Origin of the sequence: Streptomyces chlorus, from assembly GCF_042655885.1 — a bacterium.
Lineage (GTDB): Bacteria > Actinomycetota > Actinomycetes > Streptomycetales > Streptomycetaceae > Streptomyces > Streptomyces chlorus.
Genome location: NZ_JBHSOA010000136.1, coordinates 43,938 through 60,080 on the forward strand (window position 1 = coordinate 43,938; position 16,143 = coordinate 60,080).

Sequence of the window (16,143 nt, forward strand, 5' to 3'; positions counted from 1 at the left end):
AACTCCCCCGCCCTCGGGGGGCGGGGGAGCGCTGCGGCCGGGGAGCGGCGGGAACCGGCCGGGTTCCAGCAGCCCGCCCCACTGGCCGTCGCCGCGGTACCGGTCGCCCAGGCGGTGCGGCGGCTCAGCGCTTGGCATATTCGCGGAAGCCACGGCCGGTCTTGCGGCCGAGGCAGCCCGCGGCCACCAGATGCTCCAGCAGCGGCGCCGGGGCGAGCCCCGGGTCGCGGAACTCGCGGTGCAGGACCTTTTCGATCGCGAGCGAGACGTCCAGCCCGACGACGTCCAGCAGCTCGAACGGGCCCATCGGGTAGCCGCCGCCCAGCTTCATCGCGGCGTCGATGTCGTCGATGCCGGCGTAGTGCTCCTGCACCATCTTGACCGCGTTGTTGAGGTACGGGAACAGCAGTGCGTTGACGATGAAACCGGCCCGGTCACCGCAGTCCACAGGGTGCTTGCGGACCGCCCGGCAGACCTCGCGCACCGTCGCGTGGACGTCGTCCCGGGTCAGCACCGTACGGACCACCTCGACCAGTTTCATGGCCGGCGCCGGGTTGAAGAAGTGCATGCCGATCACGTCCTGCGGACGCGAGGTGGCACGGGCGCAGGCGATCACGGGCAGCGAGGAGGTGGTGGTGGCGAGCACCGCGCCCGGCTTGCAGACCTTGTCCAGCGTCCCGAACAGCTGCCGCTTGACCTCCAGGTCCTCGGCGACCGCCTCGACCGCCAGGTCCACGTCGGCGAAGTCGTCGTAGGAGTCCGTCGGCCGGACCCGCTCCAGGGCCTGGGCGGCGGCCTCGGCGGTCATCCGCCCCTTGTCGACGGAGCGCGTCAGGGACGTGCCGATCCGGGCCTTGGCACCCTGTGCCTTCTCCGCGCTGCGGGCGGCGAGGACCACGTGGTAGCCGGCCTTGGCGAACACCTCGGCGATGCCCGAGGCCATGGTGCCCGAGCCCGCCACGCCCACCGAACGGACCGGCCGGCCCTCGGTGGGCCGACCGCCCTCCGGCGGGGTCAGCGCGTCCCGCACGACGGCGGCGCTGACCGGCTCCTCGTACGTGTAGAAGCCGCGCCCCGCCTTGCGGCCCGTCAGACCCGCCTCGCTCAGCTGCTTCAGGATCGGGGCCGGCGCGTGCAGCCGGTCGTGGGACTCCGCGTACATGGCCTCCAGGACCGTCCGCGCGGTGTCGATGCCGATCAGGTCGAGCAGCGCCAGCGGGCCCATCGGCAGACCGCAGCCCAGCCGCATCGCGGCGTCGATGTCCTCGCGGGAGGCGTAGTTCGACTCGTACATCGAGGCGGCCTGGTTGAGGTAGCCGAACAGCAGCCCGTCGGCGACGAACCCGGGCCGGTCGCCGACCGCGACCGGCTCCTTGCCCAGATCCAGGGCCAGGTCGGTGACCGCGGTGACGGCCGCCGGCGAGGTCAGCACCGAGGAGACGACCTCCACCAGCTTCATCGCCGGGGCGGGGTTGAAGAAATGCAGGCCCAGCACACGCTCGGGACGGGCCGAGTCGGCGGCGAGACGGGTGACCGACAGGGCGTTGGTGCCGGTCGCCAGGATCGTCTGCGGCCGCACCACGGCGTCGAGTTCACGGAAGATCTGCTGCTTGGCCTCGTACGACTCCGGCACCACCTCGATCACCAGGTCGGCGCCGGCCGCCGCCGCGAGGTCGGTGGAGGTGGTCACGCGGGCCAGCAGCTCCGTGCGCTGCTCACCGGTGAGCCGGCCGCGCTCCACGGCGCGGGCGGTCGAGGACTCCAGGGCGGCGACGCACCGCGTGGCCTGGGCCGCGCTGATGTCGATGCCGACGACCTCGCGGCCGGCCTTGGCCAGGACCTCGGCGATGCCGGTACCCATCGTGCCGAGGCCGACCACGGCGACGGTTCGGAGCGGGGGCATGGGGATGTCGGACTGGGGAGACAGGGGAGTGGCCATCGAGGGACTCCAGGAATGAGGGTGACGACGGAGAACGCGCCCGGGTACGCCGAGGGGCGCACCGGATGCGTGCGTACGGAATGCGGGTGATGCCGGGCTGCGAGCGCACACACCCGGCGCCGTCACGACGGGCACACGCCCGGGAACGGCGGTTCCGACCGGCCCTGTCCCGAGGCCGAGCCGTACTGCGGTACACGCGTACGAGTACCGAACCGACTGCACTCACCGTGGCTGCGTCACCAAACCACCGTGAGGAGAAACGAACAGCGAGAACGCGAGTGGGTAACTCGCTCGATTGAGCTTAACTCGCGGGTAACGAGCGCGCCAGCCCCCGGTGTTTGTGATGTACGTCCCGACAGCCGGGTGGGCCGTCTAACCTCGGGGCATGGACGAAGAGTTGCGATCGCTCACGGAGCGCTTACGGACCGAGGCGGCCGGATCGGCAGCCGTCGACCGGCTTCTGGCGACCGAGGACCCCGACGCCCTGGCCGCCGTGCTCACCGAGCCGGGGCAGCCGCTGTGGGCCAGGGAACTGGGGGCCTTCCGGCTCGGGCTCGCGGGGGACCGGCGGGCCTTCGAGTCCCTCGTGCTTCTCCTCAACCACCGGGACCCCCCGCGCTGCGCCGGCGCCGCCTACGCCCTGGCCCGCCTCGGCGACCCGCGCACCGCCCGTGCCGCCGCCGCCCTCGCCACCAACGAACTCCGTGTGGCCTACGCCCTCCACCCCGTACGCCTGCTCGTCGAACTGCGCGCCCCGGAAGCCGTGCCGGCCCTGATCACCACGCTGCAGCGGCGGCTGCACCCGCACGACCCGTACCGCGGGGTCGCCCTCGCCTGCGTGGACGGACTGGGCGAACTCGGCGACGCCCGCGCCGAACCCGTCCTGAACGAGGCCCTGGCCCACCCCGCCCTGGCCGAGGCGGCGGTCCATGCCCTGGAGCGGATCCCCGGGCAGCGACGGGCGTCCACGCCGCGGATCCCGGGGCAGCGGTAGCCGCGGGCTTCGCGGCGGTGGCCGGACCGCTCAGCCGCGGAGATCCTTCGCGTACCGCACCTCGGGCACCACCGACCCGCCCACCTCGAAGGCCTCCTCGGCACCGTCCGCGGTGAAGCCGGCCCGCTCGTAGAAGCGGCGGGCGGGGGCGTTGCCCTTGAGGACCCACAGGTACATGCGCTGGTGTCCGGCGGCGGCGCAGTGCCGGACCGCCGCCGAGAGGAGGGCCCTGCCCACGCCCCGGCCGATGTGCTGGGGACGCAGGTACAGGGCGTACAACTCGGCGTCCTCGGTGCGTGTTTCGCCGTCCCGGTACGGGCCGAGGGCCGCCCAGCCGAGGAGCGTGCCGCCGCCGCTGTCGACGACCAGGTTCACCACGCGCCGGTCGCCGTCCAGCAGGCGAGCGCGCTGCCGGTCGGCGTCCGCCGCGATGTCGAGGCCGTCGAGATACGGCTGAGGGACGAGGCCCTTGTAGGCGTGCTGCCAGCCGCGTATGCGGATCGCGGCGACCTCGGCGCAGTCGTCCGTCCTCATCGGGCGCGGCACGAACCCCGCCGGGGACGCGGGGAGAACGTCGTCGGGGGCGAGGGCAGGGGCCTCGATCGGCTCACTCATGGCTCCATGGTGAACCAGGGGACCGACAACGCCGTGCCCCGCCCCCGCCTCGCTGCCCCCCGACTCCCCGCCCCGACGACGCGCCTGCTCAGCGGCGGAAGCCGAGCAGGCCGTGCAGGGTCGAGCCGCGGGACGTGGGGGACGCGGCCTTCGACGTCCGCGGGGCCGGGTCGGGCAGCGCCTCGCACACCGCGTCGGCCGTGCCGCGGCCGCGCGGCACGGTGCCGTCGGTCAGGTACGCCGTCAGGTGCTCGTCCAGGCAGGCGTTGCCGCTCAGCGTGATGCCGTGATTGCCGCCGCCCTGCTCCACCACCAGGCTGGAGCGGGCCAGCAGATGGTGGACCGTCACGCCGCCCTGGTAGGGAGTGGCCGCGTCGTCGGTGGCCTGGAAGAGCAGCGCCGGCGGCAGCTTCCTGTTGACGATGTTCAGGGGCCGCAGTGACTCGGTCGGCCAGAACGCGCATGCCGCGTTGTACCAGGCGTTGTTCCACGTCAGGAACGGTGCCCGCTCGTACACCTCCCAGTTGTCCTTGCGCCACTGCCGCCAGTCCCGCGGCCAGGACGCGTCCCGGCACTCGACCGCCGTGTAGACGCTGTAGCCGTTGTCGCCGGCGGCGTCGACCGCGCCGAAGTTCTCGTACGCCTTGACCAGCGGTCCGAAGTCGCCGGCGTTCACGTACGCCGCGAACGCCTCCGCCAGATAGGGCCAGTAGCCGTTGTAGTAGCCGCCCGGCAGGAAGGTGTCCTCCAGTTCGGCCGCGCCCACCTTGTCACCGGCCGGCCTCTTCGCCAGGGCCGCGCGCATCGCGTACCACTCGGCCTCGATCTTCTCCGGATCGGCGCCGAGCCGGTACGTGCTGTCGTGCTCGGCGATCCAGGCCATCAGGGCACGGTGACGGTCGTTGAAGGCGTGGTCCTGGTTCAGGTTGGACTCGTACCAGACCTCGGTGGGGTCGACGATCGAATCGAGGACCAGGCGCCGCACCCGCTCCGGGAACAGCTTGGCGTACACGGCACCCAGATACGTGCCGTAGGAGTAGCCGAAGTAATTGATCTTCCGGGCGCCCAGCGCCTGCCGGATCACGTCCATGTCGCGCACCGCGCCGACCGTGTTCACGTACGGAAGGAGATCCGCGTGCTTCTTGCCGCAGGCGTCGGCGAACGACTTCACGCGCGCGAGGTTGGCCTGCTCCACCGGGCGGGTGCTCGGCACCGGATTCGGCCGCACCGGGTCGAAGAAGCCCGGCTCGCAGTTCAGCGCGGGCCTGCTCGCGCCCACCCCGCGCGGATCGAAGCCGATCACGTCGTACTGGGCGGCCACCTCCTTCGGCAGCGAGGCCGCGACGAACCCGGCGAGCGCCAGCCCGCTGCCGCCGGGGCCGCCCGGGTTGACCAACAGGGGGCCCTGGTACTTCTTCGCGGTGTGCGGAACGCGGGACAGCGCGAGGGTGATCTTCCGCCCGTCGGGGCGGGCATGGTCGAGCGGCACCTCGACGGACGCGCATTGCAGCGTCGGATGGTTCTCGGTGCCGCAGTCCTTCCACACGGGCTTCGCCGCGCGGAACGTGTCGGCGCCGCTCGGCGCGGCCGCCTCGGCGGGCAGGGCCGTCAGGCTCCCGGCCACGACGGCGGCGACACTGCACAGCACTGCTGCGCGTTTCCTCATGGGTCCTCCCAGGACGGAGGTCGGTGAACCGCGGGCTCACGGTCCACGCGGCATCGTCCCGGAACGAGCCGCTGGACGAACGCGTTCCACCGACTCTTGACCCGATCGGGTCGCCGGATGCCCTCGAATGCTTCCAAAGACTCGAATGCTTCTAAAGAAAACGAGAGTTGGGTCGGGCCCGACATGAGGGACTCGGGGCGTCGGGATGCGGAGGTGGAGGGTCCGGAGGCAGGGGATCCATGGTCCGGAGATCCGGTCACCGGGTGCCCGGCAGGCCGGAGGCGATGGGGCATCTCCGCGCAGGTGGGGCCGACGCCGTACTCACGGGCCAGGTCGTGGACCTGACGAGTGATCCTGCGTCGACACCACTTCGGGGCGTAGGCGCCCTCCGCGTACAGCCGCTCGTACCGGTTCACGAGGTACGGATGGTGCTGCCCGGGCCAGGACATGAACCACTCGCGGGCTCCCGGCCGCAGGCGCAGCACCAGCGGAGTGACGGAGGTGGCGCCCGCCGTGGCGCCCGCCGTGGCGATCGCCCGCACGGTGGCCCGCAGTTGCTCCGGCCGGTCGCCCAGGAACGGGATCACCGGTGCCATCAGCACCCCGCAGCCGATCCCGTGCGCGGCGAGCGTCCGCACGACCTCCAGCCGGCGCTCCGGGGCGGGCGTGCCCGCCTCCACGGTGCGCCACAGCTCGGTGTCGGTGAAGCCGACGGAGACCGAGATGCCGACGTCGGCGACCTCGGCGGCACTGGTCCAAGCACTGGCCCAGGTAATAGAGCAAGTGTTCCCTTGATCGCGCGAACGACTGGTTTGAGCACACTCCCGATCACTTCCGGACTCCCGATTTGGGGGGCCGGGCGAGGGGGTGGTTGGCTTGCCCCGACCCCCGAGAACCCATGTCCTGGAGGAAATCGATGGCGCAGGTCGAGGCCACTACGGAGCGGATCGTCGCGGCGGACGCGGAGACGGTGTTCGATGCCCTCGCCGACTACCGCGACACGCGCGGGAAGCTGCTGCCCGAGCAGTACAGCGAATACGAGGTCCGCGAGGGCGGTGACGGCGAGGGCAGCCTCGTCCGCTGGAAGCTCCAGGCCACCAGCAAGCGCGTCCGCGACTGCCTCATGGAGGTCACCGAGCCGAACGACGGCGAACTGGTCGAGAAGGACCGCAACTCGTCCATGGTCACCACCTGGCGCGTCACCCCGGCCGGGGAGGGCAGGTCCCGGGTCGTCGTGACCACCACCTGGACCGGCGCCGGGGGTATCGGCGGCTTCTTCGAGAAGACCTTCGCCCCCAAGGGCCTCGCGCGCATCCACGACGCGCTGCTCGCCAGGCTCGCCGCCGAGGTCGAGAAGTAACCGCCCGAGGCGAAGTGGCAGGCGGTCCCCGTGACCGGCGGCGAGCGGCCCGTCGAACCGGACGTCGTCCTCGGTGGCGCGGGCCGCCTTGCCGGCAGCGTGCTCACCGCCGACGGACCACCCGTACGGAACGCCATCGGGACCCTGGCCAACGTGCCCGGCGAGGTCGCCGCCACCACCCGCAGCGGCCGGGAGGGCGGCTGCGGGACCACCGGGCTGGTGGCCGGCGAGCACACCCTCGCCGCGAGCGTGCCAGCCTTCCGCCCGGCCGTTCCCCCCGTCACCGTCCAGGCGGCGCGGGAGACCCGTCAGGATGTCGAACCGGCCGGCGGCGCCGTGCCGCGCGGCACCGTGCGGGGCAGCGCGGGACGGGCCGTGGAGGACGCGCGCGTGACCCTGCTGGACGCGGCGGGCAACGTGGTCGCCACCCTCACCACCGGGCCGGACGGCATCTTCCGCTTCGTCGACCTGTCGTCCGGTGAGCACACCGTCGTCGCCGCCGGCTACCCGCCGGTCGCGACCGTGCTCCAGGTCGCCGGAGGGGACCGCACCGAACGGGACCTCCAGTTGGGGCACGGGAGCGGGACCAGGGGCGGGGCCGGGAACGGACGTCCGCGCGGTGGAACGCACTCCGGTGCGAACGCCGGCGGTCAATTCCCGTATTGCCACACATTGCAACCAGCCGTGCCCGTACGGTGGTACGGCGGTACAGATCTTGGGATCCGTGGGGAGAGAGGGCCTGGGCCATGGATCGTGGCACCGAGCGGGACGCACCGCCCGACCATGGAGTCGAGGACGGCACGGTGACCGAAGGCCTCGGTGCCGGCCGGATCCCGCTGGCCGTCGTCGTCGTGGACCGCGGCGGGCTGGTCTCGCACTGGAGTACAGGCGCACGGCGCCTGTTCGGGCTGTCCAAGGACGACGCCCTCGGCCGTCCGGCCGTCGATCTGCTGCCGGTCTCCGGCGCCCTCCCCGAGGACGAGGAGGAGAGGGAAGCCGGGCGGCACGGTGCGTACGCGTCGTACGCGGACTACGACGGTCTCGGCCCCGGTCTCGAATCCTCCCTCGGCCGGGGCCTTTCCTATCCGGCCGCGGGCCGCGCCCGCCTCGCCGCTCCTGCTCGCGAGTCCGGGGCCAGGTCAGGGTCCGGGTCCGGGCGCGTCGACGTGCTGTGGTGGGCCTACCCGCTGGTCGGCCCCGGCAGCGAGCGGCTGCTGGTGCTCGCCGCCGACGCGGAGGCGCTGCACGGCGACGAGGCGGAGGCGTTCGAGTGGATCGCCCCCGGATTCGCCCTGCACACCGACTTCCCCGGCTCCGCGGACCTGGCCCGCCGGCTCCCCGAGATCCTGCCCAGCATGAGCGTCGGGGAGAGTGCCCGCATCGCCGCCCAGATCCTCGAACTGGGCTATCCCATACTGGAGTTCAGCCAGAATGAGCGGGTGCCCGTCACCCCCGACTGGGGGGTGCCCCGCCGTGCCGAGCGCAGGGCGCGTCGCGAACGGGCCGCACGGGCCCGCGCGGCCGGCGAACCCGTGCCCGAGGACCAGCGCGACGAGACCGAGGACCTCGAGTACGCCGCCGTCCGCGAACACCTTGAGTTCCTCAACGAGGTCAGCTCCCGGATCGGCACCTCCCTCGACCTGTCCCGCACCATCGTCGAGGTCAGCAAGGCCGTCGTGCCCCGCTTCACCGACGTCGCCGGCACCTATCTGCGCGAACAGGTCGTCGCGGGTGAGGGCTTCGACGAGGGTGTGCCCGACACCACCACCATGTGGCACCGGGTCGCCCTCGAGCACACCGACGAACCCGGCCGCTGGGACGACGTCGTGCCCGTCGGCGAAGCCATGCCCTTCCCGGCCCACACCCCGTTCTTCCAGTGCATGACCACCGGCGAGCCCGTCCTCGTGCCGCGCGTCAGTGAGCAGATGGGGCATGCCGTCGCCTCGCAGTTCGAGAAGCGCGACATCCGCCCGCTGATCACCGGCCGCTCGATGCTCGTCGTACCGCTGAAGGCGCGTCAGGTCGTCCTCGGCTTCATGATCCTGCTGCGCCACCCGGAGCGGCAGATCTTCAACGACATGGACCGCGTCACCGGCGCCGAACTCGCCGCCCGCGCGGGCCTGGTGCTCGACAACGCCCGCATGTACACCTACCAGGAGAACGTCGCCGAGACGCTCCAGGACAGCATGCTCCCGCACATCCCGCCGCGCATGGCGGGCTGCGACATCGCCACCCGCTATCTGCCGGGCACGCTGCTCGGCCGGGTCGGCGGCGACTGGTTCGACTCGGTGAAGCTGCCCGGCGCCCGCACCGCCTTCGTCGTCGGCGACGTCATGGGCCACGGCCTGAACTCCGCCGCGATGATGGGCCAGTTGCGCACCGCCGTGCAGACCATGGCGGGGCTCGACCTGCCGCCCGCGCAGCTGCTGCGCAACCTCGACGACCTTGCCCAGCGGCTTGGTGACACCCATCTGGCGACCTGTCTGTACGCCGTCTACGACCCCATCGCGAGCGAGCTCCGCCTCGCCAACGCCGGACACATCCCGCCCGTCCTGGTCCGTGCGGCGGACGGCCGCAGTGAACTGCTGGACCTGCCCACCGGTGCCCCGATCGGCGTCGGCGGAGTGCCGTTCGAGTCCGTGCGCGTGCGCGTGGAGCCCGGCGACCGGCTGGTGATGTGTACCGACGGACTGGTCGAGGTGCGTGGCGAGGACATCGGTGTCGGCCTCGCCACCCTGTGCGAATCCGCCGCCCACCCGGCAGCGTCCATGGACGACGCCTGCGACACCATCATCCGCGCCCTCGCCGTGACATTTTCAGAAGCGGGGCGCGGCGGCCGCAAGGACGACGTGGCCCTGCTGATGGCGCGCCTGAGCGGTATCGAGCCCGACCACGTCGCCGAGTGGCGGCTCGTCCCCGACCCGTCGGAGGTCCCCCGGGCCCGCGCCATGGTCCGCGAACAGCTCTACGAGTGGGGCCTGGAGAAGCAGGCCGACAACGCCGAGCTGATGGTCGGCGAACTCGTCACCAACGCCGTACGGCACGCCCACGCCCGGCCCGTCGCGCTGCGCCTGGTCCGCGGCGACACCCTGCTGTGCGAGGTGGAGGACGACGACCACGAACTGCCCACACTCCTCAACACCGGGCCGACGGACGAGTTCGGGCGCGGGCTGCGGGTGGTCAGCAGGATCGCGCGGGAGTGGGGTGCCAGTCGGACCCATTCCGGCAAGAGCGTCTGGTTCGAACTGACGCTGCCGCGCCGCTGATCCGGCACGCTTCCCGTTCCACGCCCCACGTCCGACGTCCCACGGCACCGCGAACGAGGGTCCCGTTCGACGGGCGTGGACGACCGGCTGACGCGAACGATGGCTCCTCAGCCGCGGGTTGGACGGCTCACCCGACGCGAACGAGGGTTCACGCGACGCGAACAGGGGCTCACCCGAGGCGAACGAGGCGTGAAGGAATGCGCCGTGTCCTTGTCGGCGCGCCCCGGCGCGCGATACACCGTACTGGCCCGTCACACGGGCGGATTCGCCTCACACCCTGGGGAGTTGGGCATGAGCGTGACCAGTCGGTACCGGGAGGCATGGGAGGGTTTCTGGCGCGAGGCGCCGGGCGGGCAGGGGGGAGTGTTCTGGGACGCGGAACCCACCCTGACCGTCGCCCGCCACCTGGCCCTGTTCGAACCGTATCTGTCCGATCCCGGTCTGCCGCTGGTCGACCTGGGCTGCGGCAACGGCACCCAGACCCGCTTCCTCGCCGACCGCTTCCCGCACGTCGTCGGCGCCGACCTGTCCGCCGCCGCCCTGGACCACGCCCGGCGTGCCGATCCGGCCGGCCGGGCCTCCTATCGGCAACTGGACGCCGCAGACAAGGGCGAGGCGCAGGGCCTGCGCGCGGAACTCGGCGACGTCAACGTCTACGTGCGGGGTGTGCTGCACCAGTGCGAGGCCGACGACCGGCAGCCCCTGGTGGACGGCATCGCCACCCTGATCGGCGACCGCGGCCGTGCTTTCCTTGTCGAACCCTCCGAGGCCGCCGGGGCGTTGCTGCAGAGCCTCACGGCCTCGCCCGCCGGCCCGCCGCCCAAGGTGGCGGCGGTCTTCCGGCACGGTATAGCCCCCGGGAGGGTGGCCGACGACGCGGCGCCGGAGTTCCTGGCCGCGGCCGGACTGACCCTCCTGGTGAGCGGCACCGTGCCCCTCACCACGACGGAGTACGCGCCCGACGGCTCCCGCATCGAACTGCCGTCCGGCTGGTACGTGACGGGACGTGCCGGGTGACCCGGGGCCTGTCGCGGCCCGATGGAGCGCCCGCGGCCTGACGGAGCGACTGCGGTCCGGCGGAGTGCCCGCGGTCCGGCGGAGCGGCTGCGGCATCACGGAGGGGCTACGGCGTACGGGAAGGGCTGCGGCGTGGCATAGGGGCAGGTGGGAGGCGGTCCCGTGCGTCCTGTACCGTCATTGGTCTGGGCCGGTGAGAGTTTTCCACAGGCCTGGCAGAGTTTTGGCAGCAGGACGTAGCGTGAGGCGCATGAAGATCCTCATCAGCGCCGACATGGAGGGCGCCACCGGTGTCACCTGGCCGGCCGACGTGCTTCCGGGCACCCCGCAGTGGGAGCGCTGCCGGTCCATGTTCACCTCCGACGTCGACGCCGCCGTGCGGGGCTTCTTTGACGGCGGCGCCGACGAGGTGCTGATCAACGAGGCGCACTGGACCATGCGCAATCTCCTGCTGGAGCGGCTCGACGAGCGGGCCGAGATGCTCACCGGGCGGCACAAGTCGCTGTCCATGGTCGAGGGCGTGCAGCACGGCGACGTGGACGGCATCGCGTTCATCGGCTACCACGCCGGCGCCGGCATGGAGGGCGTCCTCGCCCACACCTTCCTCGCCAACTCCATCACCGGGGTGTGGCTGAACGGCGAACGGGCGAGCGAGGGCCTGCTCAACGCGGCCGTCGTCGCCGAGTACGGGGTGCCGGTCGTCCTGGTCACCGGCGACGACGTGGCCTGCGAGGACGCGCTCGGCTACGCGCCCGGGGCGCTGAAGGTCGCGGTCAAGGACCACGTCTCGCGGTACGCGGCGGTGTGCCGGACACCTGCCCGGACGGCCTCCGACATCCGTGCGGCGGCCAAGGACGCCGCCGCGCTCGCGGTGCGCCACGAGCCGGTGGCCGCGGGCCCCTTCACCGTCGCGGTGGAGTTCGACGCCGAGCATCTGGCCATGGCCGCCACCGTCGTGCCGGGCGTGGCCCGGACCGGCGAGCGGAAAGTGGCATACACCAGCGGGACCATGTACGACGGGATCCGCACCTTCAAGGCGGTCACCACGATCGCCTCGGCAGCGGTGGAGGAGCAGTATGGCTGACGAACACGCCCTGGACGAGGTCGTGACGTTCACGTCCGACCTCATCAGGATCGACACCACGAACCGGGGCGGCGGTGACTGCCAGGAGCGGCCCGCCGCCGAGTACGTGGCGGAGCGGCTGGCCGGAGCGGGCCTGGAACCGGTGCTGCTCGAGCGCACCCCCGGCCGGACCAACGTCGTCGCGCGCCTCGCGGGCACCGACCCGGCGGCCGACGCGCTCCTCGTCCACGGTCACCTCGACGTCGTACCGGCCGAGGCGGCCGACTGGAGCGTGCACCCGTTCTCCGGCGAGGTGCGCGACGGGGTGGTCTGGGGGCGCGGCGCCGTCGACATGAAGAACATGGACGCGATGATCCTCGCCGTGGTGCGGGCCTGGGCCCGCCAGGGCGTGCGGCCCCGGCGCGACATCGTGATCGCCTTCACCGCGGACGAGGAGGCCAGCGCCGAGGACGGTTCCGGGTTCCTCGCCGACCAGCACCCGGAGCTCTTCGAGGGCTGCACCGAGGGCATCAGCGAATCGGGCGCCTACACCGTCCACGACGGCGCCGGCCGGCAGCTCTACCCGATCGCCGCGGGAGAACGCGGCACGGCCTGGCTGAAGCTCACCGCGCGCGGGCGGGCCGGCCACGGCTCCAAGGTCAACCGGGACAACGCGGTGACCCGCCTCGCCGCCGCCGTCGCCCGCATCGGCGAGCACGAGTGGCCGCTGCGGCTCACCCCGACCGTCCGCGCGGCACTCACCGAACTCGCCGCCCTGTACGGCGTCGACCCCGACCTGTCCGACGTGGACACGCTGCTCGCCAAGCTGGGCCCGGCCGCGAAACTCGTCGAGCACACCCTGCGCAACAGCAGCAACCCGACGATGCTGGACGCCGGTTACAAGGTCAACGTGATCCCCGGCCAGGCCGAGGCATACATCGACGGACGGATCCTGCCCGGCGGCGAGGACGACTTCCGCGCCACCCTGGACCGGCTCACCGGGCCCGACGTGGACTGGGAGTTCCACCACCGGGAGCCGGCCCTCCAGTCGCCGGTGGACTCGACGACGTTCGCCCGGATGCGGGCCGCGGTGCAGGAGTTCGCACCCGAGGGGCACCCCGTGCCGTACTGCATGTCCGGCGGCACGGACGCCAAGCAGTTCTCCCGCCTCGGCATCACCGGCTACGGCTTCGCCCCGCTGAAGCTGCCGGAGGGCTTCGACTACCAGGCCCTCTTCCACGGAGTCGACGAGCGCGTCCCGGTCGAGGCGCTCCACTTCGGCGTCCGCGTCCTCGACCGGTTCCTGCGGACGGCCTGAGCCCATGGGGGAGACGGTGCGAACCCTGCCGTACGGCGAGTGGCCCTCGCCCATCGACGCGGCCACGGCCGCGGCGCACGACGGAAGTCCCGAGTACGTGGGGTTCGTCGGGGACGAGGTGTGGTGGACCGAGCCCCGGCCCGCCGAGGGCGGCCGCCGCACCCTGGTGCGCCGGCACTCCGACGGCGCCGAGGAGTCCGTACTGCCCGCGCCGTGGAATGTGCGCAGCCGGGTCCACGAGTACGGCGGACGGCCCTGGGCCGGCTTCGTACGGGACGACGACCCGCTCGTGGTGTTCGTCGACTTCGCCGACCAGCGCCTCCACCGGTACGAACCGGGCGGCGAGCCGCGGCCGCTGACCCCCGTCTCCCCGGTGGGGCAGGGGCTGCGCTGGGCCGAGCCGACCCTGCTGCCGGACCGCGGCGAGGTGTGGTGCGTCCTGGAGGAGTTCACCGGCGACGGACCCAGTGACGTGCGCCGGGTCCTGGCCGCCGTACCGCTGGACGGCTCGGCCGCCGACGACCGCGGTGCCGTGCGCGAACTGACCGACGACCGGCACCGGTTCGTCACCGGACCGCGCCTCTCGCCCGACGGGCGACTCGCCGCCTGGCTGGCCTGGGACCATCCCCGCATGCCCTGGGACGGTACCGAACTCCGCCTCGCCGACGTCGCCCCCGACGGCACCCTGCACAACACCCGCACCGTGGCCGGCGGTCCGGGCGAGTCGGTCGCCCAGGCGGACTGGACGCCCGACGGCCGGCTGCTCCACACGAGCGACCGCACCGGCTGGTGGAACCTCTACCTCGACGGCGAACCCGTCTGCCCCCGAGAGGAAGAGTTCGGCGGGCCGCTGTGGAAGCCGGGGTCGCGCTGGTTCACCCCGCTGGACAGCGGCCTGATCGCCGTCGTGCACGGCCGGGGCGCCGCCGCGCTCGGCATACTCGACCCGGAGACGGGCGAGGTCGTCGACGCGGCCGGACCCTGGACCGAGTTCACGCCCACGCTCGCGTCCCACGGCGAGCGCGTCGTGGCTGTCGGAGCGAGCCCGCGCAGCGCCCACGAGGTCGTCGAGCTGGACACCCGGACCGGCAGGGCCCGGGTGATCGGCGCCCCGCACGAGGACGCCGTGGACCCCGCCCACTACCCCGAACCGCAGGTCCGCACCTTCACCGGGCCGGACGGCCGCGAGATCCACGCCCAGGTGTACCCGCCGCGCAACCCCGGCCGCGCCGGGCCCGACGGCGAGCTGCCGCCGTACGTGATCTGGGCACACGGCGGGCCCACCGGCCGGGCACCGCTCGTGCTCGACCTCGAGATCGCCTACTTCACCTCGCGCGGCATCGGCGTCGCCGAGGTCGACTACGGCGGCTCCACCGGCTACGGACGCGCCTACCGGGACCGGCTGCGCGAGCAGTGGGGCGTGGTGGACGTCGAGGACTGCGCCGCCGTCGCGCTCGCCCTCGCCGACGAGGGCACCGCGGACCGCGACCGGCTCGCCGTCCGCGGCGGCAGCGCCGGCGGCTGGACCACGGCTGCCTCCCTCACCACCACCGACATCTACGCCTGCGGCACCATCATCTACCCGGTGCTCGACCTGACCGGCTGGGGCCCGGGGGAGACCCACGACTTCGAGTCCCAGTACCTCGAGAGCCTCATCGGCCCGCGCGCCGAAGTCCCCGAGCGGTACGCCGAACGCTCGCCCGCCGCGCACGCCGACCGGCTCACCGCGCCGTTCCTGCTCCTCCAGGGACTGGACGACCGGATCTGCCCTCCCGTGCAGTGCGAGCGGTTCCTCGCCCGGCTGGAGGGCAAGGGCGTGCCACACGCGTATCTCACCTTCGAGGGAGAGGGGCACGGCTTCCGGCGCGCCGAGACCATGGTGCGCGCACTGGAGGCCGAACTGTCCCTGTACGCCCAGGTGTTCGGGCTGTCGGTACCGGGCGTGCCGGTCCTGGAGCTGACCCGATGAGCAGCCGGGTCGAGCCGTTGCGGCGGCCGCCCCGGCTCGGCCCCGGCGCTCGGGTGGCCGTCGTCGCGCCCAGCGGGCCCGTGCCGGAGGAGCGGCTGCAGGCCGGTCTCGACGCGCTGCGCGGCTGGGACCTCGACCCGGTGGCCGCCCCCCATGTCCTGGACCGCCACGGCGAGTTCGACTATCTGGCCGGCACCGACGCCGACCGGGCCGCCGACCTGCAGACCGCCTGGTGCGACCCCGCCGTGGACGCGGTGATCTGCGCCCGGGGCGGCTACGGCGTGCAGCGCATGGTCGACCTGCTCGACTGGTCGGCGATGCGGGCCGCCGGACCGAAGGTCTTCGTCGGGTTCAGTGACATCACCGCCCTGCACGAGGCGTTCGCGACCCGGCTCGGCCTGGTCACCCTGCACGGGCCGATGGCGGCGGGCGTCGACTTCCTCAAGAACGCCCGCGCGCAGGAGCACCTCAAGGCCACCCTGTTCGTCCCCGAGACCGTCCGCACCCTCGCCTCCGACGGCACCGCACTGGTCCCCGGCCGGGCACGCGGCGTCACGCTCGGCGGTTGCCTCGCCCTGCTCGCCGCCGACCTCGGCACCCCGCACACCAGGCCCTCCGCGCGCGGCGGGCTGCTGTGCCTGGAGGACGTGGGGGAGGAGCCGTACCGGCTCGACCGGTACCTCACCCAGCTGTCGCGGGCCGGCTGGTTCGACGGGGTGTCGGGGCTGCTGCTCGGCTCCTGGGCACAGTGCGGCCCGTACGAGAAAGTGCGGGCGCTGCTCGCCGACCGGCTCAGCGGCCTCGGCGTGCCCGTGGCCGAGCAGTTCGGGTTCGGGCACTGCGACGGGGCGCTCACCGTGCCGTTCGGCGTCACGGCCGAACTCGACGCGGACGCGGGCACCCTGACGCTCGACGAACCGGCGCTGAGCTGAGCCC

At 72.8% G+C, this 16,143-nt stretch carries 11 protein-coding genes and 2 pseudogenes; 9 read left to right on the top strand and 4 right to left on the bottom strand.

The window, feature by feature from the left end; all coding sequences use genetic code 11:
• Positions 1-124 precede the first annotated feature (124 nt).
• Positions 125-1,939 (bottom strand): 3-hydroxyacyl-CoA dehydrogenase family protein, encoded by a 1,815-nt coding sequence (locus ACFPZI_RS34700; RefSeq protein WP_381371143.1) that lies wholly within the window; start codon positions 1,937-1,939, stop codon positions 125-127.
• 385 nt (positions 1,940-2,324) lie between these two features.
• Between ACFPZI_RS34700 and ACFPZI_RS34705 the strand changes: the two genes are divergently transcribed.
• Entirely contained in the window at positions 2,325-2,933 is a 609-nt protein-coding gene (locus tag ACFPZI_RS34705; RefSeq protein ID WP_381371144.1) for an adenylosuccinate lyase, read from the top strand.
• 30 nt (positions 2,934-2,963) lie between these two features.
• On the opposite strand, the gene ACFPZI_RS34710 is transcribed toward ACFPZI_RS34705, so the two are convergent.
• From ACFPZI_RS34710 to ACFPZI_RS34720, 3 genes and pseudogenes are all read right to left on the bottom strand, one after another.
• Positions 2,964-3,467 (bottom strand): GNAT family N-acetyltransferase, encoded by a 504-nt coding sequence (locus tag ACFPZI_RS34710; RefSeq protein ID WP_381371233.1) that lies wholly within the window; start codon positions 3,465-3,467, stop codon positions 2,964-2,966.
• 169 nt (positions 3,468-3,636) lie between these two features.
• Positions 3,637-5,214 (bottom strand): alpha/beta hydrolase, encoded by a 1,578-nt coding sequence (locus ACFPZI_RS34715; protein ID WP_381371145.1) that lies wholly within the window; start codon positions 5,212-5,214, stop codon positions 3,637-3,639.
• A 151-nt stretch (positions 5,215-5,365) separates the two neighbouring features.
• Positions 5,366-5,963 (bottom strand): annotated as a pseudogene (locus ACFPZI_RS34720) (SPL family radical SAM protein); the annotation flags it as partial.
• A gap of 167 nt (positions 5,964-6,130) precedes the next feature.
• Here ACFPZI_RS34720 and ACFPZI_RS34725 point away from each other — a divergent pair.
• The 8 genes and pseudogenes from ACFPZI_RS34725 to ACFPZI_RS34760 all read left to right on the top strand — a co-directional run bounded on the left by ACFPZI_RS34725 (position 6,131) and on the right by ACFPZI_RS34760 (position 16,139).
• A complete protein-coding gene (locus ACFPZI_RS34725; protein ID WP_381371146.1) occupies positions 6,131-6,574 on the top strand; it encodes an SRPBCC family protein in 444 nt (147 codons plus the stop codon).
• 18 nt (positions 6,575-6,592) lie between these two features.
• A pseudogene (locus tag ACFPZI_RS34730) lies at positions 6,593-7,150 on the top strand (carboxypeptidase regulatory-like domain-containing protein); the annotation flags it as partial.
• 170 nt (positions 7,151-7,320) lie between these two features.
• Positions 7,321-9,840, top strand: a complete 2,520-nt coding sequence (locus ACFPZI_RS34735) for a SpoIIE family protein phosphatase (RefSeq protein ID WP_381371147.1) — start codon at positions 7,321-7,323, stop codon at positions 9,838-9,840.
• A gap of 291 nt (positions 9,841-10,131) precedes the next feature.
• A complete protein-coding gene (locus ACFPZI_RS34740; protein WP_381371148.1) occupies positions 10,132-10,857 on the top strand; it encodes a class I SAM-dependent methyltransferase in 726 nt (241 codons plus the stop codon).
• 250 nt (positions 10,858-11,107) lie between these two features.
• Entirely contained in the window at positions 11,108-11,941 is an 834-nt protein-coding gene (locus ACFPZI_RS34745; RefSeq protein WP_350858394.1) for a M55 family metallopeptidase, read from the top strand.
• Complete coding sequence (locus ACFPZI_RS34750) at positions 11,934-13,238, top strand: M20/M25/M40 family metallo-hydrolase (protein ID WP_381371149.1); 1,305 nt, start codon at positions 11,934-11,936, stop codon at positions 13,236-13,238. The genes ACFPZI_RS34745 and ACFPZI_RS34750 overlap by 8 nt, the downstream gene beginning before the upstream one ends.
• A 4-nt stretch (positions 13,239-13,242) precedes the next feature.
• Complete coding sequence (locus ACFPZI_RS34755; protein WP_381371150.1) at positions 13,243-15,207, top strand: dipeptidyl-peptidase 5; 1,965 nt, start codon at positions 13,243-13,245, stop codon at positions 15,205-15,207.
• Entirely contained in the window at positions 15,204-16,139 is a 936-nt protein-coding gene (locus ACFPZI_RS34760) for a S66 peptidase family protein (protein ID WP_381371151.1), read from the top strand. The genes ACFPZI_RS34755 and ACFPZI_RS34760 overlap by 4 nt, the downstream gene beginning before the upstream one ends.
• Positions 16,140-16,143 lie beyond the last annotated feature (4 nt).

What these genes read in the sequence shown, in the direction of transcription:
- ACFPZI_RS34700 (WP_381371143.1), bottom strand. Translation starts at nt 1,939, where the DNA reads ATGGCCACTCCCCTGTCTCCCCAGTCCGACATCCCCATGCCCCCGCTC.
- ACFPZI_RS34705 (WP_381371144.1), top strand. Translation starts at nt 2,325, where the DNA reads ATGGACGAAGAGTTGCGATCGCTCACGGAGCGCTTACGGACCGAGGCG.
- ACFPZI_RS34710 (WP_381371233.1), bottom strand. Translation starts at nt 3,467, where the DNA reads ATGAGGACGGACGACTGCGCCGAGGTCGCCGCGATCCGCATACGCGGC.
- ACFPZI_RS34715 (WP_381371145.1), bottom strand. Translation starts at nt 5,214, where the DNA reads ATGAGGAAACGCGCAGCAGTGCTGTGCAGTGTCGCCGCCGTCGTGGCC.
- ACFPZI_RS34725 (WP_381371146.1), top strand. Translation starts at nt 6,131, where the DNA reads ATGGCGCAGGTCGAGGCCACTACGGAGCGGATCGTCGCGGCGGACGCG.
- ACFPZI_RS34735 (WP_381371147.1), top strand. Translation starts at nt 7,321, where the DNA reads ATGGATCGTGGCACCGAGCGGGACGCACCGCCCGACCATGGAGTCGAG.
- ACFPZI_RS34740 (WP_381371148.1), top strand. Translation starts at nt 10,132, where the DNA reads ATGAGCGTGACCAGTCGGTACCGGGAGGCATGGGAGGGTTTCTGGCGC.
- ACFPZI_RS34745 (WP_350858394.1), top strand. Translation starts at nt 11,108, where the DNA reads ATGAAGATCCTCATCAGCGCCGACATGGAGGGCGCCACCGGTGTCACC.
- ACFPZI_RS34750 (WP_381371149.1), top strand. Translation starts at nt 11,934, where the DNA reads ATGGCTGACGAACACGCCCTGGACGAGGTCGTGACGTTCACGTCCGAC.
- ACFPZI_RS34755 (WP_381371150.1), top strand. Translation starts at nt 13,243, where the DNA reads ATGGGGGAGACGGTGCGAACCCTGCCGTACGGCGAGTGGCCCTCGCCC.
- ACFPZI_RS34760 (WP_381371151.1), top strand. Translation starts at nt 15,204, where the DNA reads ATGAGCAGCCGGGTCGAGCCGTTGCGGCGGCCGCCCCGGCTCGGCCCC.